This window comes from Paenibacillus sp. GXUN7292, from assembly GCF_050864975.1.
Taxonomy (GTDB): Bacteria; Bacillota; Bacilli; order Paenibacillales; family Paenibacillaceae; genus Pristimantibacillus.
In genome coordinates this window covers 50515-74157 of record NZ_JBOZWO010000032.1, presented here as the reverse complement: position 1 = coordinate 74157, position 23643 = coordinate 50515, and the positions used below count along the sequence as shown (strand labels likewise).

Sequence of the window (23643 nt, the reverse complement as noted above, 5' to 3'; positions counted from 1 at the left end):
CCTCCTGCCTAATCCCTTACATTATGATCTAATCCAAGGATAAACGGCTATCGCCGTCCTTTGGACGAGCGCGTTTACCGATGAATTATAAGAATAGGTATAAGGAAAAAACTTATACTTTCTTATATTTTTAAAAAACACGCAATTCCATCTTTTACTCATCTTCCAAAAGCTGCAGCATAGGCCAGATCTCCAGCCATTTTTTTGATTTAATTCTCTTTAAGAAGTAGCTCTTATCCTTAAAAAACTTGCTTTTTCTTATTTTCAATTCTAATAAATCTTCCAGCCCCTGCGGCGCCAATATATGTATGTGATCGTCCCCATCCATGCAAATGGCTGCTGCCGTCGCTGTTTCAGGCCAATATCTCATGGCATCCATGGTGCTCGTATAAGGCAAGGACTCGTTTCTAATATGCATCCTGGCTTGATTTTTGACTGACCAATTATAGTGCGGCTTCTGCTCCTGCAGTTTCTTTTCTGCTTCCACTTCTATAGTAACCGAAAGATCGCTTGAATCAAAATAAATAATATCGACGTCGTTAAGGATCGTTCTCTCCTTATAACCATGTGCAGCATCCCAAACATAATTTCTTACATATCCTGCAGCTATCCAGCAATCGGGCAGTTCCAAGCCTCTTACAAGCTTTAATTCCTCTATTACATGTTCGTTGGTCAATATTATATCGATCAGTTTTTTTTCGAGCGGCATATGACACCTCAGTCTAAATCCTTCTAATTTACAAACATCAAACCTCTGCGTTTTCCCGTTTCTGCTCATACTCTTCCTTCAAAATTCCCATTTGAATCACATCCCAATACTTCCCTTGTCTGAACAGCTTCTTCCTTAGCCTTCCCTCTTCCACAAAACCGCATTTGATATAGCATTTATACGCTCTTGCGTTAAACTCATACACCTCCAGCTCCAAACGGTTAAGATTTAAGGTGTTGAACACGAATTCCTGTATAAGCTCAATGGCTTCCTTGCCGATCCCTTTGCTCAAATATTCCTCGCGGCCAATAACGATGCCTAGAATGGCTGATCTATTTTTCCAATCGATCCGATGCAAATCAATTTGTCCAATGTATTCCAGCGTATCGGGAGCAGCTATAATAAACCCTTTGCTTTCCCCCTTTCCTTCTGCCATCATCTTCAAAAAGCTTTCCGTATCGTACATCGTTTGAGGATAAATAAATATATCATGCAAATTGTTCGTTATATCAAAGTTGTTCACCCATTTCCGCATATAAGGTAAATCTTCCATACGATATTCTCTAAGCACAATCCGCTCCGACTTCAAATAAGCCACGCGATCGACCTCCTTCTATTGATTAAGCTTCCTATTATTTTCCCCGGCTCTGAATGTCACGACCTGCTCCGTCAAATCTGTTTCCTGATAGGCTGCGCTAAGGCCGATCTGATTAATGAAATCCTTTGCTACATATTTGATTTTAATAGAAGCAGTAAACTCCTTTTCAAATAAAAAGGGGCTGATCACTATTTCCTTGCTGTTCGCCCAGCGGGCGTTTATTTTTTGGCCATCGATAATTGTTTCAAAGCCTGCCCGATACCAGGGATGCTCCTCCTCTTTGGCGGCGCCAGGACGGTTAAAACAAACGTACAGAGATATTTCGTCAGATAATTGCAACAATTTAAAATGCCGTTCCACGATGTTTTCGCCGGGATGCGTCAAGCCTGCTTTTATCCGCTTTTGTCTTTCCGTCTCATGATGAATGAAATCGATACATTCTGTCTGTTTCGATTGCTGTAGGTGCTTAAAGGATGAAAAATGCATGCTGCAGATCAAGGCGGCATATTGGTTGATTTGCTCTATCTCATCCAAACCTTTACGATACAATACCAGCTTGGGCAGCAGCGGATATTCGCCAAAAGAACATGGAGCCATATGACGATCATTCCAAACTGGCGTATCATCCAAGCGAATCCAGCCTCTATCATGCTCTTTGATCGCAATTAGCACATCGCTCATGTAGCTGCTGTCCAGAAATAGATTTTCCTTGAAGCAGCTGGCAACTTTGCCTGAAAAGCTGGCATGCTCATGCTGAGTCGTCATCACAAAATGGTGCTCTGTCTCTCTTATTATCATGGCTCCGCCTCCTCTTTACTACATTGTACTCTTTTGCAAGTTTTTTGTAAGTCCTGTTTGCTACGATATGCTCGAAGCATATTTCCTAGTAAAGGGTTGGTGTACATTCATGAAGGCAAAAAAACGTTGGATTGTGATGGCAGTCATTTGTTTCCTTCAATTATTTTCGATAGCCTTAACAGCTGGGTCAGCTGACGCTGCTGCAAAAGTCCAGTGGAGCCAAATAAAAAAAGGCAGCTACAACGCCCTTTCCCCCTACACGCTCAATTGGTCAGGAGATGTACTGAGCTTGGGCGGGTACAGCCTGGCGGCTATGGATGTTACAGCAAGCAGCAAGGAAGCAGATTTTGTCATTACACAATCAGGCTATATAGCTGCTAATGGCATTATTAAAGTAAATGAGCAGCTGGAGGATTTAACAGACGCCTCCATCTCCAGCTTCAAAACGTATGAGAGTGTCTCCCAGGGAGCGGTTTATCTCATTATTTTGAATGATGGCACATGGGCAAAAATAAAAATCGATACCGTTGTAAAAAGCTATATGGACTATCTTTCCAAAGTAACCTTCTCCTACGTCATTGAAGAGCAAATTATAGAAGATAAACAACCAGACAGCCAACAGCCGAATCCAGGCTTGAAGCCGGGACAATTTGCCGAGGATGTGGAAAAAGGGCTGTATGATGAAAATCCGTTTGCTGATCCAGCATACGACTTGCGTCACCCTGGAGCGGAGTACACATTTGAGGAAGGTCCGATTACGATATCATTTCCAGCCTTAAAGGATCAGCTTGCTTTTGACCTGTACCGTTCCGACAATGGCGGTCCTTATGTGCCGGTTAGTGATTTTATTTTGGAGGAGCCTGAATATACGGATCATTACGCTTTCGCGGGCCATACCTACTTGTATATTTTTGTAGCGTATGATAAGTATGGCGTATCGGAGATCGATTTGCCGATTAAGGTTAACATCGTGCCAGCCGGCTCAACCGATCCCATTGCAGGAACAAGGCTAATTACGATGAAGCTGGAGAGCACGACTGCGCTTGTAGACGGCAAAAAAGTAACGCTTGATGTTGCCCCAGTTATTGTGAATGGGCGTACGCTGGTCCCTGTCCGTTTCATATCTGAAGCACTTGGCGCCGAAGTCGGCTGGGACGGGGCGACTAGAACAGCAACTATTGCACTCGGCGACAAAAAAATCGAGCTGCCGCTGGACAGCTCTACTGCTATCGTCAACGGCAAAAAGATCGTGATGGATGTTCCTGCAACGACGATGAAAGGCAGAACGATGGTTCCGATCCGCTTTGTAAGCGAAAGCCTTGATCTCGATGTTAAGTTCAATAACGATACCCGCGAAATCACGATTATGAGCAAAGACAATTCCCCGGCTCCGTCTGGCGGACAGGATGCTGCAATTAATTATGCTTTAAATGATCTGGCCGGGGCTTGGGATATGTGGATTCCATCAGCCAATCCTCAGGTTCCGGGAGCATCTGGCGGAATATTGATCATTTATGATGATTTGACCTGGGAAAATTATTTTAACAATAAAGTAACGACCGGAGATATTGAAATCAATGAAGAAGGTCAGGTTATTTTGCTCCATTATATGTTCAATTGGGATTGGTATGTAACCGCAACTAAAGATGGCATCAAAATTTCATCGCCGCCAGCCGCCTACCAGCTTGGCACACCCGTTGAATTATAATAAATGGGGCATAACCTGCCCTCTTTTCTAGTAGGATAATGACCTATGCAAGTAGAATATTGATATACAAGATTAATCGCTGTATTTTATTTTAAAATCAATCAAGAACGGGTGGTACGCTTGTACAGGGAGCTTGCGGCATTAATCCTTGAAGGCAAATATGAGGAAGTGGCAAAAGGCTTGAAAGAGCAGCTCGAAGCGCAGCTTCCTGCTCATCAAAAAAACAAGGCACCCGCCTTATTAAAAAAGCTGGGCGAGCATTTTTTGCTGGAAGGAAAACCTGAGCAAGCGATCGGCCGGTGGCGAGTCGAATGCTTTAACCATTTCACATTTATCCGGCATGGCAAAGAGATTGACAGCATGCAGTGGAAGCGCAAAAAAGCAGAGGAGCTGTTCCTGTTTTTGCTGCTGCAGCCGAACTATCGCGCCACGAAGGAAGCTGTTGCCGAAATACTCTTTTATTGCGACGATACCGGTCAAATATCAAATCAATTATATGTGATCATCCATCATGTTAAACAAACGCTGCATAAATATTTGCATATTCCAAAAGGCATTGCCATTAAAAATGGCATGATCCAATTGGATGAAGATATGATCGATTATGTAGACGCTGAGAAATATATTACGCTGGTAAGAGTAGGCAACCAGCTATGGGCAGCCTATCCGGACTTGTCTGTTACACTGTATGATGAAGCACAGCAATTATATGGGGTACTGGCGCCTGCGCTGCATTATTTGGATTGGCTTGATCAGTATAGAAAGGACATGCTGCTCAAGCAAACAGGTATATTAAAACGGCTGGGCTCTTATTACGCAGCAGCAGGAAGCTTCGAAAAAGCCGAGCCCTATTTTTTGGAATGGGTTCATCTGTCTCCTTACGAGGAGGAAGCTTACCAGGAGCTGCTCAAGTTATACATGAAGGCAAATAAAAAAGACACCGCCAAGCAATGGTATTCCCGTATGGAGCAATTGTTCCGTCAGGAGCTTGATACCGCACCCATGAGCGATACAACTATCATTTTATCGGAGAGATACTCATGAAAAAGACGGGGTTTTCGTTCATGCTGCGCTTGTTTTGGATTTATGCGGGAGTCGCTTTATTCGGAACGCTGCTCATTTCCCTCAACAATCTGTTTATTAATGGATTTTCGTGGGAGGAGCTTATTCGCTTCAATTTGAAAGCAAAGCTGTTCATCGCTCTTCTAATGATCATTTCCTTTATGCTTTTTTCCTACTTAAGATTAAAGAGCATCCTGCACATCATCGATGACGGCGGCAAAAATAAAGATGTCGAGCTCATTTGGAGCAAGCTGCTGCTGCTGCCGCATGAAGTTTTTGCATCGATGCTCATTTTTGGGGTATTCGTCTCCCCTGCCTATCATATCATCGATTTGTGGATGCTAGGGCGCCCCCTGTTTTTATGGGGCAAAGAAGATATTTTAATTTTTTTGCGCGACTTCTTATTCGATCAATCGCTAACCCTAACATTGGCCGTGCTGCTGTACAGCTTGCTCCGGTACAATCTGCGCTCATTTTTAATACAACTATCGGTTATAAAATTACAGCTCATCCAATGGAAAGCAAGCTTTCTACGCCCGCTGCTGCTTACTTTTATTAGTATTTTCCTTATTACCATTTTCAGCATTGCCGGATATATCATCAACGCAATTGCTTTTGACAAGGCGATTCATTTAACCATTTTATTCAGCATCGCCTTTGTCAGCTTTGCGTTTGGCTTGTTTCTATTTCTGTTTTCAGCCAAAGAATTTATGCATGAACTGCAAGTGATGATTAGAGGCATCCATTCCTTAATCGGTGGAGAACGTATTAAGCTGCATCGAAAAATACCCATTATATCAAAGGACGAGGTCGGCCAGCTTGCTCATGCCTTCAATGAGCTGCAAGACTATGCTGCCAAGGAGTATGCGGATTTAGAATATGAGCTGCATTTGGCTTATCAGGTTCAACGCAGTCTGCTGCCGCAAGAAAGCCAGAGGGTAGGCCCTTGCCATATCTACGCGAGCTGTCAATCGATGAAAGAAGTTGGCGGCGATCTTTATGACACCTATATTATAGATAAGGACCGTTTTGCTGTTATTATCGGCGACGTATCCGGCAAAGGGATTTCGGCAGCTCTATTGATGTCTGCTGTTATCCATTTATTCAAAATGGAAATGAGCCGCGGCGGCTCTGCCGGACAAATCTTGACGCGGCTGAACCAGCTTATGGTTGAAACGCTGCGCGGGGAAAGATATATTACACTAGGGCTTGCTATTATAGATGTGCGGCAAATGTCAGCAAGCTATGCGAGTGCAGGACATGTAGCTCCGTACAGCATTCGCAGTGGAAAAGTCGAGCAGATTGTTATCTCTTCTCTGCCGGCTGGCATTGCCAAGGATGAAGTATATCATGAAACAATTTTCCCCTTTTCACCAGGCGATCAGCTCATTCTTTATACAGACGGTCTAATTGAAAAGCTGGATGAGCAGGGCCAGTTTATCGGCTTCGACCGCTTCGAGCAGTTTTTGCAAAGAGTGGATTATAACGCGCATTTGGAGCTGCAATTCCAAGAGCTTCGAACATGGCTTGGGGAAGGTTCTACGGCCAAATACGAGGACGATCGTACGTTGATTATGGTGAGGTGGACTGAGGATGCATAAACGGTGGCGGCTGGACACTCAATTTGGACAAGAGAAAATAGTAATGGCCGATATCAAGCAGCTGTTTTCAGCCTCTGCGCCTTTTAATGAACGGGTAGACGATATGATGACGGCAGTGGCGGAAGCATGCCTGAATGCTTTCGAGCATGGCAACCAGATGAGAGCTGAAGCTCATGTACTCGTCGAGATGACTGGTCAGAACGACAAAATCCTCTTTCGCGTCACTGATGAAGGCACAGGCTTCCCTTATAGCCCGGCTATGGCTAGAGAGCGCGCCGCGGTTCCAGCAGCTAAAAACGATTCCGCCGATCGAGGCTGGGGCGTCATGCTAATAAACAATTTGGCCGACTCCGTACGTACAGGATTTGAAAACGATAGATTCTTTATGGAAATGCACTTTTTGTTAAGGGAGCGAGTTCATCATGCTTGAAAACAATTTGCAAATTTCGATTCGTGAATTAGAGCGATGCATCATATTGGATCTGCAAGGCGATTTGAATATCCAAGCCGAGGAAAAGCTGCTTCGGCTGCGTGACTGGGAAAAAGGACTCGTGCCCGGCAAAAATCATCTGCTGCTTAATTTTACTGATGTGCAATATATAAACAGCTACGGTATTGCGATCCTTATCCGGCTGGCGCGGGCATGCGCCAAGGGCGGCTGCCCGATAACCGCCTATGGATTGACCTACCATTACGCCAAGCTGCTCCGCATGGTAGGGCTCACGAATTTACTGCGTATTTGCACAGACCAGGAAGAAGCGTTACGTACTGTATAACATAGAACCTGAAAAAGATTCGACGCACTGAATGCTCGCCATTGCTTCTTTCGCGGTTAGCAAAGTTTTGACATACTGAACACTTGCCATTGCTTCTTTCGCGGTTAGCGAAGGTGTTTTTTCAAAAAATACACAACTTCCGTAAAAGCTTGCTGCACGACAGGGTTTTGAAAATGCTGATCAAAAACATGGTCTGCCCCTTCGATCGTAATCAATTTCGAGTAAACGCCCTCCTCCTTAAGCTTCTCATGCATAAGGACAGATTGCTCATACGGAACATCAGTATCTTGATCGCCATGCAGCAATAATGTAGGCGGGAAATCTTCCGAAACATTAAGGATTGGAATATATGGACTCAATGCCTGACGATCCATTTTGTGATCGATGCCTGCTACTTCTTGCAGCCACACGCCCTGCTGGCGGCAATAAAGATAATAACTGTACCGTTCCCACTCGCCGTTTGTCGTCTCTGTATGGCTAACAGCAGCCAGAGCTTTCATTTTATTAATCAAAGGCTTTCTGCAATAAAAATCACTTGACTTCGCGAGCCAATCTCCTAATATATCTCCGTACCCATAAAAGGAAACAATCGCTTTAGGCTTGACGTCCATTGTTCCTGTTAATAGACTTAGAAATCCGCCCGCTGAGCCTCCCATTACAGCAATATGATCGCTATCGAAATCATACCACTGCTTAGCTTCCGTTCTAACCCAAGTTAAAGCATCCTTTATATCTTCAATAATTTGTTCAAATGCTGTTTCCGGCGCCAGGCGGTAATCAATATTGACAACACTGAAGCCGGCATCATTAAAAAGCTTAATTTGCTCTGCAGGAAACCACACTCTGGAGCCAAAAATAAGCGCACCGCCGTGAATATATATAACAACTGGCGACCCTGCACCTTGATCGTAAATATCCGCATGAATCGAACAGCCATTTACTTGCTTATATACTCTTGTTTCTTTCATTCTATTCATTTCCTCTCCTTCGAATTAGAACGATGCAACAATCATTATCCAATTATTCCGTAATTATACATACGGTAAGGGTGAATGAAAAGCATTAAACTTAATCCAGAATGAAACTTTAGCTGAAGTTACACGTCTTTTATAAATGAGGTGATATGATTTGAAAAAGCTCGTGTTCATCCCCCTGCTAATGCCACTGTTGATACTGCTGCTAGCAACAGTTTCAACAGGCTGTAGTTTAAATACTAAATTAGAAACGCCGATTGAAATGGTGGCATTTTCCAGTCTTTCGGAGGAAGAAAAAGGGTTAATTCCGGTAAGCCCTAAAGACTCTATCGTGCAAAAAGTAACTGTAGATGAAAAAATAAAACCTTACATAGATCAAGCTTATGGACGGGAAGAGATTTACTCTGTCACGTTTAATCGTACTGCAACTGATGTAAATGGAGACCTAGCCGTCTTTATTAGTTTGGATAAGAAAACAGTCATCGGCAAAAGTTTTAATCAGAAACAAGAATAAACGGCTGGCTGGTTACTCAGCAGCACCATCATGCCGAGTATGCAGGAACCTTTTGCTCAATAGCACCCGCCGTATCGAGTTTACAGGATAGTTCTACTACTGCTCAACAGCACCCGACGTGGCGAGTTTTACTGGACACACATTCCGCTATTTGCCTCAAAAATGCTATTTTTAGAGTTTCGCGGTCACTGGTTCCGCTATTTGGCTTCAACAAGAGGTTTTCCAGCACTTTTTTGATCAATAGCGGAACGTCTGTCACAATCACCCTCCAAAACGGCGATTTTTCGCATAATAGCGGAACGTCTGACCGGTTGCTCTGAATTTTCGCAGCTTCGCATGCGGCGCGCTGTCCAACTGTTCCAGAGCTCTACACACAAGCAATATTTCGAAAATAGTGCTGCTAGACTTGCCATTATTACTTAATCTCAACACCATTGTAAGCTTGCATCGACTGTTCAAGCATAAATTCTACCTGCTGCTTCGGATCACCAGACATATGTCCGTAAGCTTTAACAGGCAGATTCAACTTAACGATATATGTTCCTTTTGGAACAGGGTTGCCTGCCGAATCCTTCAAATCCCAAGTCAAGTTCGTTATATAACTTCCTCTTTTCTGATTCACGGTTCCGGTAAAAGGCTCTGACGTAATGGTTAAAATTTTCGACTCCTCATTAACCTCTTCCTTGTAAATTTCTGCTTCTATAATAAGCGGTTCTGTGATAACAACCTTCTCCGTGTCATGCAAATTTAACAATATAAGTTCAATATCAAAGTATTTATTGGGAACATAACTTCCACCGTTAATATAAGCATTAAGCGGAAAACCATTTAATCCGCCTGCTCCTAGCGCTCCGTATTCCGTATGATATTGTCTAATCGTCCAAGCCTGCTTTTGTTCAATTCTAATGCCGTAGCTATAAGACTCTGGCAGTTGGATATGAGGGAAGGTTGTATCAAAATAGGTAAATTCACCTGCAAGCATTTCATGAGGTTCCCGGTATTTCAGCTTGATGGGGTTTGAAGCCGCTACTTCATTGCCGTCTTTGTCCAGCAGCGTGATGACAAGCTGTTCCTTATCTGAAATGGACTTGTGAAACTTGATTGCTCCCCTAATAAATAATGGCTCGCCTTTGCCAACATCTATCTCCTCTATTAAACCGATTGAAACATTTTTAGACGTGTCGCTCACCGTAAAATCTTGATCATTCAGCTTCAAAATATGTACTTGCGCTTTGCTGCCGCTGTTCGGAGCAACATATTCCACCGTACTGCCCATATGCTCTGCAAAAGAACGAACTGGAACATATAAATGTTTTTTGTAGTTCAATACCTCTCCTTCAAATGATGAAGACTTGCCGTTTTCTTCAAAGGAAATAAAAACTGGAAATAATACCGCCCTAACCTCCGGCAATGATGCAGCGGTAGCTATCGTTAACGCCATTCCAAGAAATAGACCAAGCAAAAATTTTTTCAAAATATACACCCTTTCTATTTCGTTTAAAAATTAGACGCAACCCGACGAAATTTGTTTCCACTACTTCTATGTTTTGATAAGCTTTTCCTGTTAAAAAGAAATACACGATGAGCTTGCTCCGTTTTTTTATATATTGGAGCTCTAACGAATGCAAGAAGCGCTATTATGCCGAAAAAACTATTTTTAAAGTTGTAACGAATCTGAGCGAGCTTATTAGGGCTGAAACGCAGCCCAAATGAGCGTTTGTTCACAGATAGCGTTTCTACAAAGCGTTAGAATTTCAAAAGGTGCATTTTTTACAAAATAACGCCTCTCAGATTCGTTACAAAATAAAGTGCTTGCCAAACTCCGCTGCTACGCGCGCCATTAAGTAACCTTTGGGGGCTTTTCAACACGTTGAGCCCGTCTAAGCTAATAAGCTCGACGGGCTTTCACATGGTATTTAGTCGTATTATTTCTTAATTTCGTTTACTTTTCATCTGATGAAGCAGCAATGTAAATATCGCCTGCAAACGGATGATCCAGCTCTACATCCTTCCAAGGAAGCTTGCCTGGTACATCATAAGGAATTCGTTCTGTCACCCGGTTCAGCACAGCTATCGCTTCTGCTCTTGTAACAGCTTGATCTGGACGGAAGCTGTGATCGCTGTAGCCGTTCCACCAGCCTTCAGCATGCCCCGCTGCAATCGCATCTTGCGCCCAATGTCCATCTGTATCGGTAAACAAGCCTGCAGCAGACGCATTCACCAGTGATACATTTTTCCATCGCGTCACGATGGCCGCCAATTCCGCTCTTGTAACAGCCCGGCCAGGCATGAAGGTTTGGTTTGGATAGCCATTGAATACTCCATTTGCAGTCCAGTGCTCAATTGAATTCTTTGCCCAATGCTGCTGGACATCCCGCCATAGATTAGCCCCATGTTCCCCGGTCTGGTTGCCAGAGGAAGAAGAGGTATCCGCTGTCTGTTTTCCTGCAGCAGCTGCTAAGTCTGCTGTCTGCTTGTTAGCAGAAACAGAGGTATCTGTCGTCAACCTATCTAGCAGTGTAGCCAGCTCTGCCCTTGTAATAGAGTGATCGGGGCGGAACGTCCCATCCGTATAGCCATTAATATAAGCGCCAAGCTTCTGCGGAAGAGCGACAACGGTGAAGGTGCTGAATTTATCGACCGTTATTTGCACCCCTGCTGGCTTGCCTGACGGGCCATTCACAATTTTGCCCCTCTGGAATGATACGTCTCCATCGCTGTGCTCGATATAAACACCTAATCCCGCTTCTATTTGCTCATATTGAAGACTCTCATTATCCGTGCTCGACAGCAATGCCAGTACAAGCTGCTCACCGCTAAAGTTCGTTTCTACAAGCAGCGGCGCAGAATGCCACAATGGCTTTCTTCCGTTTGTTTCTGATAATACTAATGGTGAGGCGGAAAGGCGTTCAGCAATAGCTTTCTGACTTGCTGTATCCGTCAGCTGCATAATGCGAATAGTTAAAAGCTCGTCATGCTGCGCTAAGCCCGCCATCGCTTGCTGTGGCATCGTCAAGCTCCATCCAGGTCCCAGCAGCTCCAGGTCAAGTCCGGCAGATTGCAGCTTTGTCAATGCCTGAGGCTCAATGCTCAGCTCCCATCCCGCTGCTTGCTCCTCGTCATCCTTGCCAATAGAAATGATCATACTTTGCAAATCAGCATTCTCCTGGGCTGCCGCTTTCGCTTTCTCAAGCGCCTTGCTTACAGCGTCGCCAACGATTTGAACCTTTCCGATCATGCTGCCATCAGCTGCTTTGATCAGCTCCGTACGCGGCTTTGCGATAATTTGCTGCTCACTGACATCGATCTCCATGAACGATGTAGAGGTTCCGCCGCTGCTTCCTCCTGAATCACCATACCAAACAGACTGTCTTGTAACATCCACTGTATAAGTTTTTTCGGTGCCATCCTGTGCTTCTACTCGTACTGTAATCGTATTTTTACCATAATTCAATGTAATAGCATCAGAAAGTCCGTCAGCTGTCAATTGATCATTGACGTATACTTTTGCCTGCAAATCACTTGCAAAAGCTTCCACTTGAACGGATTGTGCGCTGCTGGCTGCCGTGCCTGTATATTGCGTTACATTGGCATCAAACGGCTGCTGCAGCTGTGCCCCCCGCAAGACAAGGGAGTCCAGATCAGCATTGCTGGACAGCACTGAAGTTACGATTACTTGATACATCGTTTTACTGCCATCCTGCGCGGTAACTTCTATTGCAATCGGCGGATTCTCGCCAACAACAAGCGGTATTTCCTGTGATGGCATCCCGCTTGTTACAGTCTCTCCATTTACCGTAACGACAGCGTGACTTTCAGACACTGCAGGCGTCAAGGTAATGGATTCACCGCTTACAACCGCGCTATATTCCAGCTGTCCAGGATCAAATGCCGGCTCCAAGCTGCCGCTGCTTAACGTCAAATTCGCCAGCGTCGCATCTGAAGATGGATTAATTAGCAAATATGGCTGGTTAAGCGCATGCTCGCGAGAATGAAACTGTACCAACGTTCCCGACGAATTCGGAATATCGTTAATAATAAAGCGAATGGTTGCCTTCTGATCACCGCCTGCTCCCATTCTGCTTTGCACAAAAGGCGTAACATCGATGGAATACCAGCCAGCTTCCTGCACCTCAAACGTGCCTAGTGCTTGCGGATTTTGCAGCGGCCTGTTGTTGAATACGATCGTGCTTTCCTTCCAGCTGCTGTCCGGATAGCCGATTACATCGATTTTCACCTTTTTGGAAACGGTTTCAGTAGCGTAAACAAAAAGCTCTGCCTTCTCCACAGGAAGCGTATAATCTGCCAGATCGAATTTCAAATATGCGAGCTGATCGCCTCCGCCATCTGCATTCAATATATCCATCACATTTAAATATTCAGAAGCTCCATAGTTGGTGGAAGGATTATTCTGATGCACATGCGCATCCTCTACAGCGACAAATACATTATCTACAGGCGGCGCAGAGCGCTGAACGGTAATCGTATAGCTGTCCATCGCTGCATTAGGCGCTATCGTCTGCACGACAATAATCGTATCCTCATCTCCAAGCGGTATAGGCTGGGAAGCTGTGCCGCTCGCAACGGGAACGCCATTGACCAGTATCGCTGTGCCCGCTTCCTCCGCAGTTGGCGTAACTTGAATAGAAGCAGCCTGGTTTTCAATCAGCACTTTATAGTGAGCTTTGTCTGGCGCAAATACTTCCGATAACTGTCCCCCGCTGACAGCCAGGCTCTGCAGCCTTACACGCGGATACACATTAGCCGCTTTAGGCGTATCATAAGCTTGCGCCCAATAATAGCCGCTTGCCACTACGCGCCTTGGCATAAAACCGATCAGATATTGATCAGGTATGTTTTCTGAAGTGAAAGAGACTTGCCCTCCATCCGTTTGACCCGATACATAACGGCCTCCAGCATACGTAAATCTTCCTTCCACATTAGCCTCAATCGGCATGCCGGTCAAATATTCGGAAATTCGAATGGCAGCAGAAGAAGCTGTACCTGCCCGCTCTACTTTCATCGATGACACAATCATCGGCTTGAGCGAGGTATTTCCCGTCGTCGCTGCAGTCTGTTCGGAAACAGGACCGATATTACCGCTCAGATCTACTGCCGCGACCTTATAATAATACGTTGTTGCCGGCAGCAAGCCTGTATCCTTGTACGTCAATGTTCGGGAAGTGCCTACTGCGTGCTCAGCACTTGCTGTAAAACCAGCCTCGGTGCTCCGATAGATGACATAGTTTTCTACCTCCGTGTTATCATAAGCCCGCCCGTAGGATAGAGTTATCGTCTGATAGTCGACAGCCTGCGCAGACGGATTGCTGCTTACAGCTGTAGGCGGCTCATGATCTTCTGGCGGCAGCCATAGCACGCCATCCGGCCCCCAGTGCGAAGGCAGCCAGCGGATCGAATCATAATGATGCATCGCTATACCGCCGAAGGCTGGGTCATTCGCAAAGGCTGTGTACACTTTATCAAGCTCCGCCTCCATATACGTTCTGCCTTCTTCGCGGAACGTTATCGTCTCCGGATCGCCGCTATTGGCAATATCCAGCGTCTCTACACCGATAATAACCGAATTCGGCTTGCCGATGAGATTGGCATAATCCATCTCCCCCTGCGCCTGCGCAATAAGCCCAACCGAGCCATCCGCCTGATCACGGTAATTCATAATCGAAATATAATCGACCATATCTTGAATATGCTCGGATAACCATTTTGTCTGCCCATTGAATGTAATATCTTTGGCGCGGTCCGATGAATCGTACCATCTAGGAATGGCAGGTCCAAACGATAAATTCAAGCCGGAAGCATCGCGTCGTTCAATCATTTTTTCAATCAGCTCCAAATACTCCACCTGCAAAAACTTGCTTTCATCTGCAAAGTCTGGTGAAATATAAGGCTCGATATCTACGTTCACGCCATCAAAGCGCTCATTGGAATCAGAGGAAAGATTGTAGTTCAGCACCTGCTCAAAATGACGGATCGCCACATCATGAAAGGCGCGATAAGCCCCCATATATGGCGGGGAAGTTCCTCCCGCAATACAGGCTTGAACCTCAAAGCCATGCTCATGCGCCCAAGCGATAAAGTCGCGCAGCAAGTCCGGTCTATCCTCCATCACATCCATGCCGGCAAAAGGCCCGACAGCAAAGTACAGCACCTTTACAGGCTCAGAATCGAAGGTGTCCGTATCCTTGCCCATGGAAAGCAGCACGTTTCGTGAGCCGGGATTGAGCAGCATATTATAGGAAGCTCCTTCCCATATCCACATGGACCGGTCCTGTGTATTAACGATTACATCCTCATATAAACCTTCGCCAATCTGCGCATAGGTAGTCAAGCTTCTGCCCCTTACCTCATTTTCATTAAAAGCACGAGCTTCTATGCTTACGATCTGATCAGAGAGACCACTTGTATCCCAGCTCCATGCATAGCCCTGCCCATCCAGAGCAGCTGCTTGCCACTGTCCGCCGTTAACACGCACTTCCACGCGATTAATTGCTGCGGCTGATTGCACCTGTACCTGAATCGGCACAATCCCGCTCAGCGGCATTCCTTCTAGCGGGCTTTCTATCGTCACAATCGGAGCGGCAGCCTCATCGTTGCTAATATGGATCTGCATATCAGAGCTCCAGATGCCATACCTGGTCGTCGTATCAAGTCCCCTCGCACGCAGCTGAATCGTCCCGTTATAAATAGAGGTATCCAGGTCGTAATGCCAAGTGCCGGAGTCACTGCCAGTCGGATCGTAAGTAAAGGCATCAACCTGTCTCGTCCCGTTAATGAACAGCTTGATATCATATAAGCCTGCATAAGTTCCGGAAATACGAACCGTTCCGCTTTCAACCGATGCCCCGTTTGACGGCGAGTCTATTGTAATCATCGATGCTGCGCTTGCCCTTGGCGGCTCCAGCAGCAGGCCGGATATCGTCATCGTAAGAACGAGCGCTGCCGCCATAAGCATTTTTGCTTTTTTTCCGAACAATTTTCTAATCACAGATCTAATCCCCTTTCAGAAGGTTTCGAAGCATAGAAAAGAAGGGGCTGTCTCCTTGCGTATTTAACAAGATGCAGCCCCATTTTAAAATAATAGAAAGTATAAGTTTCATCTTATACCTGTTCCTATATTTGATCGGTAAACGCGCTCTTCCAAAGGACAGCGGAAGCCGTTTATCCTTATTTGAAAGAAATCGATGCTTGACGCCTATGTGCTTCTGTATACGTATCAAGCAGCTTCTGAACGCCTAAGCCGTTGATCTCTTCAACATATTTATCCCACTCCGACAGACTGCGGGAGCCCGTTACGAACTTCGCAAAGTTTTCTTCACGATGCTTCATGACCGCCTGGCCTGTCATGGACAGCAATTCATTCTCTGCTTCCAGGAAAGCCGGACGCGGCTGCATAGCCGGCATATCATATTTTCTTGCCTCAATATAAGCATTGCGCAAATCCTCTGAGAACAGCGCCAAATGTGCATTGTAATCAATCCAGGTATAGGTTCCGCTAGTTGCCAGCCCAGTCTGCTTGCGCATCTCTGTAACATCGGTAAACTGAGGCAGGAATTGCTTTGTGCCGTCATTGTCTGTGTAGGTTTCACCTTCTACTCCCCAGCTTGCAAGCGTACGGCCTTCCTCGCTATAGAAGAAATCCATATACTTCATAACGTCCTCGATTTGCTTGGATTTGGAATGTACAGTTAATCCGCCTTCAAGAAAATGCATATAAGGATTTTGCTGTTTACCGCCGCTCAGACCAGCCGGAGGAGCCATAAACTGCATATTGTACTCTGGATTTTCCTGACGCATCGCATTGTTGAAGAAGTCGATACGAGTAATATAGTCTATTGTAATAAATGCGCCGCTGGTCGATACCATATCCTGCCACTGCTTCGTTTGCATCGTAAGGAAATCGGAAGGAATCAGCTTTTCATCAAACAGCTTCTTCAAGCTCACCATCATCTCGCGATAGTTCTCTTCTGTAGCGCCATACTTCCATGTATTGGTGTCAAAATCGAAATACACGTCGCCGCTTGTTTCAAAATTGCTTGTGAAATGCGCCAGCATCTCTTCCGGTATTTGTCCGAAGCGCATGGCAAGCGGATAGCTGTCAGGGTACAGCTGCTTCAGCTCTTTCAATACGGTATAAAGCTCATCATACGTCGTCGGCGGCGTCAAATTATGTTTTTTGAATATATCCTCGCGGTACATCCATATCATACGGTTCGTTTCGCCGAAGCCTTCATTCGGGAACATATACATTTTGCCGTCCGCAGCCAAAGCAGCCTTTGCTTCCTCCGGATATTTCTCGATCCAGGCCTTGAGATTAGGCATAATGTCCAAATAGTCAAGAATATTAGCTAGCGCTCCCTGCTGGCCGTATTTATTGGAATCGTTCTTGCGGCTGTGCATATACATAAGGTCCGGCAGGCTTCCTGATGCAATAACCAGACTAAGCGTTTCCGACAGCTTGCCGGAAGGAATTTGCACATCAAGCGTAACACCTGTTTTCTTCTCAATCATGTCCCATACCGGCCATTCCTTTGTATACGGGAAGGTAGCATTGTTGTCCAGCAGCGCAGTAAAGGTTTTCTTCGCAGGTGTATCATCCGGTGTCGCAGACGGCGCATCCGACTGCTGGTTGCCTCCAGACGTATTCGATGGGCTCGGATCAGGCTTGTTCGTATTTCCTCCCGAGCATGCTGCAGCAAACAGCATGATTAAAGCTATTGCGAAAGCAATCCATTTCGTTCTTTTCATCTTCTTGCCAGCTCCTTCTCACTCATTCTAATGTTTTCGACTAAACCTTTGGCTTTCCTTTTTTAAGTCATAGCCTTAAGCCTTCCTGCCTACCCTTTAATGGCCCCAATCATGACCCCTTTTACGAAATACTTCTGAATAAACGGATATACGAGCAGTATTGGAAGCGTTGAAACCATTATTGTAGCGAATTTCAGCGAGTCCTCAACGACGAGATTATCACCTCCTATCGAAGTTACTTGGCCCGATGACACACTGCCAGCAAGAATCAAATTGCGTAAATAAACCTGCAGCGGAAACAAATCGGGATTGCGCAAATAAAGCAGCGGAAAGTAAAAGTTATTCCAAAGCCCTACCGCATAAAATAATCCGATTGTTGCAAACACCGGCTTGGACAGCGGCGCAACAATGCGAAAGAAAACACCTAGATCTGTAAGGCCATCCATACGGCCCGATTCCTCCAGCTCCTGCGGGATGCCGCTGAAGAAGGTGCGCATTATAATGAGATTCCATGTGCTTACGGCACCGGGCAGCACCATCCCCCAAATCGTATCGACAAGCCCAAGCTCGCGAACGACGAGAAAGGTCGGTATCATGCCGCCGCTGAAAAACATCGTAAATATAATAAGCAGCGTAAAGGTGCGGCTGAACATCATATCCTTGCGCGATAAGGCGTATGAGCCGAGCGCGGTTATAATGAGAGCGATTGCCGTTCCGAGCACAACATAGATAATCGTATTTTTGTAAGCAATCCATACTTGGTTATTACTGAAAACCAATTCGTACATTTTAAGATTGAAGCCCTTTGGCCATAGTGTGACTTCATTTTTCAACACATAAATATCCTTGCTCAGCGATACAGCTGCCATATACACAAACGGGTATAGCGTAACGATTACAATAAAAAGCATGACAATCGCATTAATAATTGGAAATAGTCCAATTCTAGTTCGCATAAACCTTCCTCCTTACCACAAGCTGTTCTCGCTTATTCTTCGGCTGATTGTATTGGCCATAACGATAAAAAATAAACTGATAATGCCCATAAACAGATCAATCGCTGCAGCATAGCTGAAATTGCCGCCTATTAATCCGGTTCGATAAACATAGGTGCTTATAATATCCGCTGTAGAATAAATGGCCGGATTGTACATGAGAAATACTTTTTCAAAGCCGATTTCCAGCACCTTGCCGACGTTAAGAATAAAAATAATAACGATAGCTGGAGCGATGCCCGGCAAAGTAACATGCCATATTTTGCGCCAGCGATTGGCGCCGTCTATACTGGCTGCTTCATAAAGATCGGGGGCGATCGCGGTTAACGCCGCCAAGTAAATAATCGTTTCCCAGCCCAGATGCTGCCATATTTCGGACAAGACGTAGATGCCCCGGAACATGCCCGGCTCCATCATAAAGTTGATCGGCTCGAAGCCAAGCTTCTGAATCATTTGATTAATCATGCCGCCGCTCGGCGACAAAAACATAATGACCATGCTCGCCACAATAACGTTTGATATGAAATGCGGCAAATAGCTGACCGTCTGCACAAATCTTTTAAATACTTGAAGCCTCATCTCGTTTAGCAAAATGGCTAAAATAATCGGGGCCGGAAAACCAAACACCAGCTTATACAGCCCCAGCAAAAACGTATTTTTCATCAAAATAAAGAAATCAGGATTTTGAATAAATGTGATGTAATATTTGAAGCCCACCCATTCACTCGCGAACACGCCTTTAAACAAATTGTAGTTTTTGAAGGTAATGACCAGCCCAAACATAGGCGCATAACGAAAAATAATGAAATACAGCAAGCAGGGCAAAAACATCAGCCACAAATATTTCGTCTTGTTCACTTTCTTCAGCAAGCTTCCTTCCATACCGATCCTCCGTCTCTTTGCTTGTCGTTGCCTGCATCATAACAAAGCAAAACGGCGCAGAAAATGCGCAATGTTTTCGATCAATCGCCTTTTCATACCATACCTAACGTAATGTGCATGAATAAAACCAAATGAGTATTGGGATAACGGTATCGATTCCTTATAATGAAGAAAGACAGATCGCGTACTAAGCAGGGCATAAAGCGAGGCGTGCATAAGCGATATAGAAAGAGGGGAAGTCATGCGCAGCTTATTTCGTAATCCACTGCGAAATCATTCATTATTCGTTCGTTTAATGCTCAGCTTTCTGGCGGTAATTGTGCTTTTGGTTGCATTCAATTTTTTGTCATTCTTTTATTTGAAAAATAAAATTCATAAAGAAATTATTAAATACAACGACTTGAATATGCAGCATACGATGGAGGGCTATGAGCGCCATATCGACTTGACGAAAAATTTAATGCTTGGAATTTATCAGAAGGAAGAGTTGATGATGAATTTGAATTTCCTGCGGAAATTGCCCGAAGGGGTCGGCTATGACCGTATGGTAAGCGTGCAGAAGGAATTGAAAGCGCTGCAGTTGAATCCGTTTCTTCATTATATGAATGTGATGGTTCATTTCAAGGAAGGTGCCTATGTGCTTGAGAAAGAAGGGTCAAGCCGCAGCAAGGATATGTTCGACAAGTTTTTGGTAAGCCCCCAGTACCCGCTGAGCTTTTGGGAGGACTTATTCGATTCAGGAGATTTTTTCCATACGTATCCTGCTGCTGAATTCAAAGAGATCTATATGCATACGGCCAAATCACTTGGCTATTTGCTGCCTATTATCGTCAAAAGCAATCTATACAACGATATGTATTTCATCGTGCTGCTGGATGCCAGGTCTTTGTTCCGTACGCTGCATTATACTGAGGACCATCCGTTTTTTATACTGAATGAAACTGGCTCACCTCTGTTCAGTACATCTGCAGCAGATGAAACGATCCCGCTTCACGCTTTGACAGGCAAGGGCGGCAATTTTACCTCGAATGGCTATTATTATTTCTATATAAAAGGAATAGAGACCGGTTTTACTTATTTGACCAAGGTTCCGATTACAAATATTTCTGCTCAGCTGCTCAAGCTGAATATCGTGCTGCTTACACTTCTAGGCGCCACGATCGTTATCGGCACTATCGTATCCCTTTGGTTCAGCGTTCGCCTCCATCATCCCGTCAAGCGGTTAATGGAGTCCATTCAGCATTATAATCAAGAGCCGCAGGCGGACAGCGGCATTCGTGAATTTGTAGTGATTCAGGAAAAGCTGAAGCAGCTTATCGACTCTAACACCGATCTGAACGATGATTTGTCGAAGAAAAATTCGTTGCTGCGCTACTACGCCTATACAAATAAATTTAAGAGAATTCATACTCAGTTTCACGATCTGAAGGATACCGCATACGAGAACAAACCATTTTCGCTCATGCTCGTCCACGTTCATTTTCTGCCTCATTCCTCTGAAGCGGCTGAGCTGGACTCGGAGCGTACGACTTATTTTATACGTGAATATATTAACTATCATTTCTCTCAGCTATCAAGCGACAGTGTTATCTTTCAAATTGACCAAGATCAAATATTAGTGATCGAATTTGGTGAAACCGGGCTGCACGCACAGCCGGATGTGCTGCAGAGCTTGAAGGAGGTGCTGGATCAGGATAAAGACCTCGCTTTGTTTACCATTGCAGTCACACCTGTATTCAAGCAATCCTCTGAATTTACTGACGCTTACGAGTTAGCCTTAGCTATGTTAAAACAGCGTCTACCAGGCGATGATACACAAATTATTGTTGAGAAAAGGGCTGCCTATTCACTTGCTATAAGTGCAAAGCAAGAGGATGAGCTTGCAACGAGAATAAGCTCCGGCGACAGCCGCGCTATATTGGAGTGGACCGATAAACAACTGGAGCAGCTGAAGCAAAACGCCGCTCCTCATTCTGCTTATGCAGAGCTTGGAGAGCTAGTTATGAAGGTTAGTAAGCATTCGCTTGATGCGCGCAGACTTTCCAAAGATAGAAGCTCGCTTGAGGTCGGATGGCGGGAGCAGCTGCAAGCCTGCTTTACGACAGAGCAATTCGCTGCTTTGTTCGAGAGGATGGCCATGGACACCGTGCATTTACTGAAGGAGAAAATCGAGGAAAAAGACCCGGTCACCAGCTTTGTACAGCAATATGTGAACGAGCATTTGGAGCAGGATATTTCGCTTGATTTGGTTGCAGATAAGCTCAATATTTCGCGTAGCTATTTGTCTACTTATTTTAAAGAGAAGACAGGCGAAAGCTTCAGCGAATACTTAAATCGTGTACGTATTTCTAAAGCCAAGGAAATGCTGTCTGAAGTCGATCTAAAAATCAATGACATTTCGGCGCGGCTAGGCTACCAGAGCGTCAATTCCTTTATCCGCATGTTCAAGCGATATGCGGGCGTTACGCCGGGTGAGTACAGGAAGCGGCAGCTTTCTTGAACCCGTATGCTGAATGTCAGCCTGGTGAAGCCGTCCTAGCAAAATCAGCCTAGAGAAGGTTATGCTGCGTTCTAGTCTGAGGCGGAAAGCTGCTGATGCGATTGAGTCTGAGTTGGGTATGGTTGAGTGCTGCTGATGCGATTGAGTCTGGCCGGTGCGTACTACTGCCTCAATCGAGTCTAGCTTATAGGCTGCTGGTGCCACTAAAATTTTCAGCATTTGTTGGTCACACGTTCCGTTATTTGCCTTAAAATCGCCATTTTTTTATTTTCGCGGTCACACGTTCCGCTATTCGGCCCTAATTGATACTTTTTCTGCGATTTATTGACCAATAGCGGAACGTCTGTCACCTTATTACCTCAAAACTGCCACTTTGGGCGTAATAACGGAACGACTGACCAGCTAGAGAGACTATCGATGCATGTGAGGACATGGCAGCATGCAATAGTAAAGGGGCTGTTGCATGCCTAATGTATCGAGAGTATTCTCGTGAGATTTCATTGGCATTTTAGCTACTTATTCATGTTTATAGCAACTCGGGCTTTATAATAGAATAAACCTTCAAATCCTGATGGATTCCTTTTGTGTATACTACCTTTCTAAATACACCTTCCAACCGCATGCCCGATTTTTCCATCACCATAGCCGAACCGATATTGTCTACAAGGCATCTCGCCTCAATCCTTATCAAGCCAGTCGCAGTAAATCCGAAGTCTATTATTTTTTTAACAATCTCCGTCATATAGCCTTGATTCCAATATGTTTTCGATAATGCATATCCAAGTTCAGCGCTTGCATGTTCCGAGTTCCATTGTACAAAGCCGCATGTCCCAATAAGCCTGCCAGTTAATTTATCTTGTATGCCCCAAGGGGAAACCTTTGCAAGCTCATATCTCCCCAGCAGATGATTAATAAATGATTTCGTATCTTCGATCGAAAGGTGTTTATACCATGTCGTATATTTCGCCACATCATCATCGGAACAATAAGCAAACATATCCTGGGCGTCTTCCAAGCGAATTTTGCGAAGGATAGTTCTGTCTGTTTCAAGAGTAGGTAGGTCAGAAAATATGGACTCCAGTTTCATTTGTAGCACCTGCTTTGCTTTAGTTATTTTCGCTTTGCTTAAGCCAGTTTCCACCAACTTACTATATACCAATACGCGGTGTCCACCGCTTAAAGCTGTATCCAATATCGGCATATGCCATCATGGATCGTGTCTATTACCCCATTGTTTCTTTCAATTACTTTTCGAGAGCGCAAATTTTCCTCGTCGCAGGTGAGCAGTATTTTGTCCAAACCTAGTTTCCTAGCTTCTTTCGTTAACTCACTAAGAAAAAGCTTCCCATAACCTTTCCCGCGTTCACTCGGTCTAATGATATATCCAACATGTCCGCCATATTTCATTAACTGATCTGTTAATCTATGTCTTAGCTTCCCGTAGGCAACCGGCTGATCGTTCACGTACATCCAATAAATCGTTTGAGGGACATTACCCTCTGCAAGATTAATGCCACTTGATATTTCGACTAACCTCGGCAAGCTGTCCTTAAATTGCTCAAAATCCTGCTCGGCGAAGTTTGTTTTAAAACCATTCTCCCCTAGCCCGATCTCTTGCAGCATTTCGAAAACATCCCGTCCATCGGTTAAACTTAGTGGCTTCATTCTAATTTTCATTGAACTTTCCCCCTTTATTCCTATCAGAAATTTCAGAAAATTATTTACTCATTATACATGTAATACACAGGATGGCAATAGTA

The 23643-nt window shown here is 44.8% G+C and carries 18 protein-coding genes; 7 read left to right on the top strand and 11 right to left on the bottom strand.

The annotated features are described in order from the left end of the window. Positions 1-154 precede the first annotated feature (154 nt). The 3 genes from ACRRU2_RS21555 to ACRRU2_RS21545 are packed head-to-tail and all read right to left on the bottom strand — an operon-like array spanning position 155 to position 2105. On the bottom strand, positions 155-709 hold the full coding sequence (locus ACRRU2_RS21555) for a nucleotidyltransferase family protein (protein ID WP_432504902.1): 555 nt from the start codon (positions 707-709) through the stop codon (positions 155-157). 37 nt (positions 710-746) lie between these two features. Further along, entirely contained in the window at positions 747-1307 is a 561-nt protein-coding gene (locus tag ACRRU2_RS21550) for a GNAT family N-acetyltransferase (RefSeq protein WP_331700924.1), read from the bottom strand. 15 nt (positions 1308-1322) lie between these two features. Continuing rightward, complete coding sequence (locus ACRRU2_RS21545; RefSeq protein WP_432504900.1) at positions 1323-2105, bottom strand: DUF3891 family protein; 783 nt, start codon at positions 2103-2105, stop codon at positions 1323-1325. Positions 2106-2214: 109 nt separating this feature from the next. On the opposite strand from ACRRU2_RS21545, the gene ACRRU2_RS21540 reads away from it, so the two are divergent. The 5 genes from ACRRU2_RS21540 to ACRRU2_RS21520 all read left to right on the top strand — a co-directional run bounded on the left by ACRRU2_RS21540 (position 2215) and on the right by ACRRU2_RS21520 (position 7252). Continuing rightward, positions 2215-3813, top strand: coding sequence for a copper amine oxidase N-terminal domain-containing protein (locus ACRRU2_RS21540; RefSeq protein ID WP_331700926.1), 1599 nt, complete (start codon positions 2215-2217; stop codon positions 3811-3813). A 120-nt stretch (positions 3814-3933) separates the two neighbouring features. Continuing rightward, positions 3934-4857 (top strand): bacterial transcriptional activator domain-containing protein, encoded by a 924-nt coding sequence (locus ACRRU2_RS21535; protein WP_432504898.1) that lies wholly within the window; start codon positions 3934-3936, stop codon positions 4855-4857. Beyond that, positions 4854-6476 (top strand): PP2C family protein-serine/threonine phosphatase, encoded by a 1623-nt coding sequence (locus ACRRU2_RS21530; RefSeq protein WP_432504896.1) that lies wholly within the window; start codon positions 4854-4856, stop codon positions 6474-6476. The genes ACRRU2_RS21535 and ACRRU2_RS21530 overlap by 4 nt, the downstream gene beginning before the upstream one ends. Then, positions 6469-6906 carry an ATP-binding protein gene (locus tag ACRRU2_RS21525; protein ID WP_432504894.1) on the top strand — a complete coding sequence of 146 codons (438 nt, stop codon included), beginning with the start codon at positions 6469-6471 and terminating at the stop codon, positions 6904-6906. The genes ACRRU2_RS21530 and ACRRU2_RS21525 overlap by 8 nt, the downstream gene beginning before the upstream one ends. Further along, positions 6899-7252 carry an STAS domain-containing protein gene (locus tag ACRRU2_RS21520; RefSeq protein WP_331700931.1) on the top strand — a complete coding sequence of 118 codons (354 nt, stop codon included), beginning with the start codon at positions 6899-6901 and terminating at the stop codon, positions 7250-7252. The genes ACRRU2_RS21525 and ACRRU2_RS21520 overlap by 8 nt, the downstream gene beginning before the upstream one ends. 104 nt (positions 7253-7356) lie before the next feature. Here ACRRU2_RS21520 and ACRRU2_RS21515 read toward each other — a convergent pair whose 3' ends face one another. Beyond that, the gene (locus ACRRU2_RS21515) at positions 7357-8229 is read right to left on the bottom strand and encodes an alpha/beta hydrolase (RefSeq protein WP_432504891.1); all 873 of its coding nucleotides are present in this window, start codon (positions 8227-8229) and stop codon (positions 7357-7359) included. Positions 8230-8380: 151 nt separating this feature from the next. Between ACRRU2_RS21515 and ACRRU2_RS21510 the strand changes: the two genes are divergently transcribed. Further along, positions 8381-8740, top strand: a complete 360-nt coding sequence (locus ACRRU2_RS21510; protein ID WP_432504889.1) for a hypothetical protein — start codon at positions 8381-8383, stop codon at positions 8738-8740. A 415-nt stretch (positions 8741-9155) separates the two neighbouring features. Here the strand turns inward: ACRRU2_RS21510 and ACRRU2_RS21505 are convergent, their stop codons facing one another. The 5 genes from ACRRU2_RS21505 to ACRRU2_RS21485 all read right to left on the bottom strand — a co-directional run bounded on the left by ACRRU2_RS21505 (position 9156) and on the right by ACRRU2_RS21485 (position 19383). Further along, positions 9156-10214, bottom strand: coding sequence for a hypothetical protein (locus tag ACRRU2_RS21505; protein WP_331700934.1), 1059 nt, complete (start codon positions 10212-10214; stop codon positions 9156-9158). Positions 10215-10682: 468 nt separating this feature from the next. Next, positions 10683-15746 (bottom strand): cadherin-like beta sandwich domain-containing protein, encoded by a 5064-nt coding sequence (locus ACRRU2_RS21500; RefSeq protein WP_432504887.1) that lies wholly within the window; start codon positions 15744-15746, stop codon positions 10683-10685. 179 nt (positions 15747-15925) lie between these two features. Then, complete coding sequence (locus tag ACRRU2_RS21495) at positions 15926-17506, bottom strand: extracellular solute-binding protein (protein WP_432504885.1); 1581 nt, start codon at positions 17504-17506, stop codon at positions 15926-15928. An 89-nt stretch (positions 17507-17595) separates the two neighbouring features. Next, complete coding sequence (locus ACRRU2_RS21490; RefSeq protein ID WP_331700937.1) at positions 17596-18462, bottom strand: carbohydrate ABC transporter permease; 867 nt, start codon at positions 18460-18462, stop codon at positions 17596-17598. A gap of 12 nt (positions 18463-18474) precedes the next feature. Beyond that, positions 18475-19383, bottom strand: a complete 909-nt coding sequence (locus tag ACRRU2_RS21485) for an ABC transporter permease (RefSeq protein ID WP_432504883.1) — start codon at positions 19381-19383, stop codon at positions 18475-18477. Positions 19384-19624: 241 nt separating this feature from the next. Here ACRRU2_RS21485 and ACRRU2_RS21480 point away from each other — a divergent pair, with 241 nt between their 5' ends. Further along, a complete protein-coding gene (locus tag ACRRU2_RS21480) occupies positions 19625-21883 on the top strand; it encodes a helix-turn-helix transcriptional regulator (RefSeq protein WP_432504881.1) in 2259 nt (752 codons plus the stop codon). 526 nt (positions 21884-22409) lie between these two features. Here ACRRU2_RS21480 and ACRRU2_RS21475 read toward each other — a convergent pair. Next, positions 22410-23075: a GNAT family N-acetyltransferase gene (locus ACRRU2_RS21475; protein WP_432504879.1), complete on the bottom strand. Its 666-nt coding sequence runs from the start codon at positions 23073-23075 to the stop codon at positions 22410-22412. After that, on the bottom strand, positions 23060-23560 hold the full coding sequence (locus ACRRU2_RS21470) for a GNAT family N-acetyltransferase (RefSeq protein ID WP_331700941.1): 501 nt from the start codon (positions 23558-23560) through the stop codon (positions 23060-23062). Before ACRRU2_RS21470 ends, ACRRU2_RS21475 begins: the two co-directional genes overlap by 16 nt. Between the last annotated feature and the right edge of the window lie 83 nt (positions 23561-23643).

Excerpts from the sequence above, each read along its gene's own strand:
- ACRRU2_RS21485 (WP_432504883.1), bottom strand. The coding sequence starts at position 19,383 with ATGGAAGGAAGCTTGCTGAAGAAAGTGAACAAGACGAAATATTTGTGG.
- ACRRU2_RS21525 (WP_432504894.1), top strand. The coding sequence starts at position 6,469 with ATGCATAAACGGTGGCGGCTGGACACTCAATTTGGACAAGAGAAAATA.
- ACRRU2_RS21515 (WP_432504891.1), bottom strand. The coding sequence starts at position 8,229 with ATGAATAGAATGAAAGAAACAAGAGTATATAAGCAAGTAAATGGCTGT.
- ACRRU2_RS21540 (WP_331700926.1), top strand. The coding sequence starts at position 2,215 with ATGAAGGCAAAAAAACGTTGGATTGTGATGGCAGTCATTTGTTTCCTT.
- ACRRU2_RS21545 (WP_432504900.1), bottom strand. The coding sequence starts at position 2,105 with ATGATAATAAGAGAGACAGAGCACCATTTTGTGATGACGACTCAGCAT.
- ACRRU2_RS21520 (WP_331700931.1), top strand. The coding sequence starts at position 6,899 with ATGCTTGAAAACAATTTGCAAATTTCGATTCGTGAATTAGAGCGATGC.
- ACRRU2_RS21490 (WP_331700937.1), bottom strand. The coding sequence starts at position 18,462 with ATGCGAACTAGAATTGGACTATTTCCAATTATTAATGCGATTGTCATG.
- ACRRU2_RS21495 (WP_432504885.1), bottom strand. The coding sequence starts at position 17,506 with ATGAAAAGAACGAAATGGATTGCTTTCGCAATAGCTTTAATCATGCTG.
- ACRRU2_RS21530 (WP_432504896.1), top strand. The coding sequence starts at position 4,854 with ATGAAAAAGACGGGGTTTTCGTTCATGCTGCGCTTGTTTTGGATTTAT.
- ACRRU2_RS21470 (WP_331700941.1), bottom strand. The coding sequence starts at position 23,560 with ATGAAAATTAGAATGAAGCCACTAAGTTTAACCGATGGACGGGATGTT.
- ACRRU2_RS21480 (WP_432504881.1), top strand. The coding sequence starts at position 19,625 with ATGCGCAGCTTATTTCGTAATCCACTGCGAAATCATTCATTATTCGTT.
- ACRRU2_RS21555 (WP_432504902.1), bottom strand. The coding sequence starts at position 709 with ATGCCGCTCGAAAAAAAACTGATCGATATAATATTGACCAACGAACAT.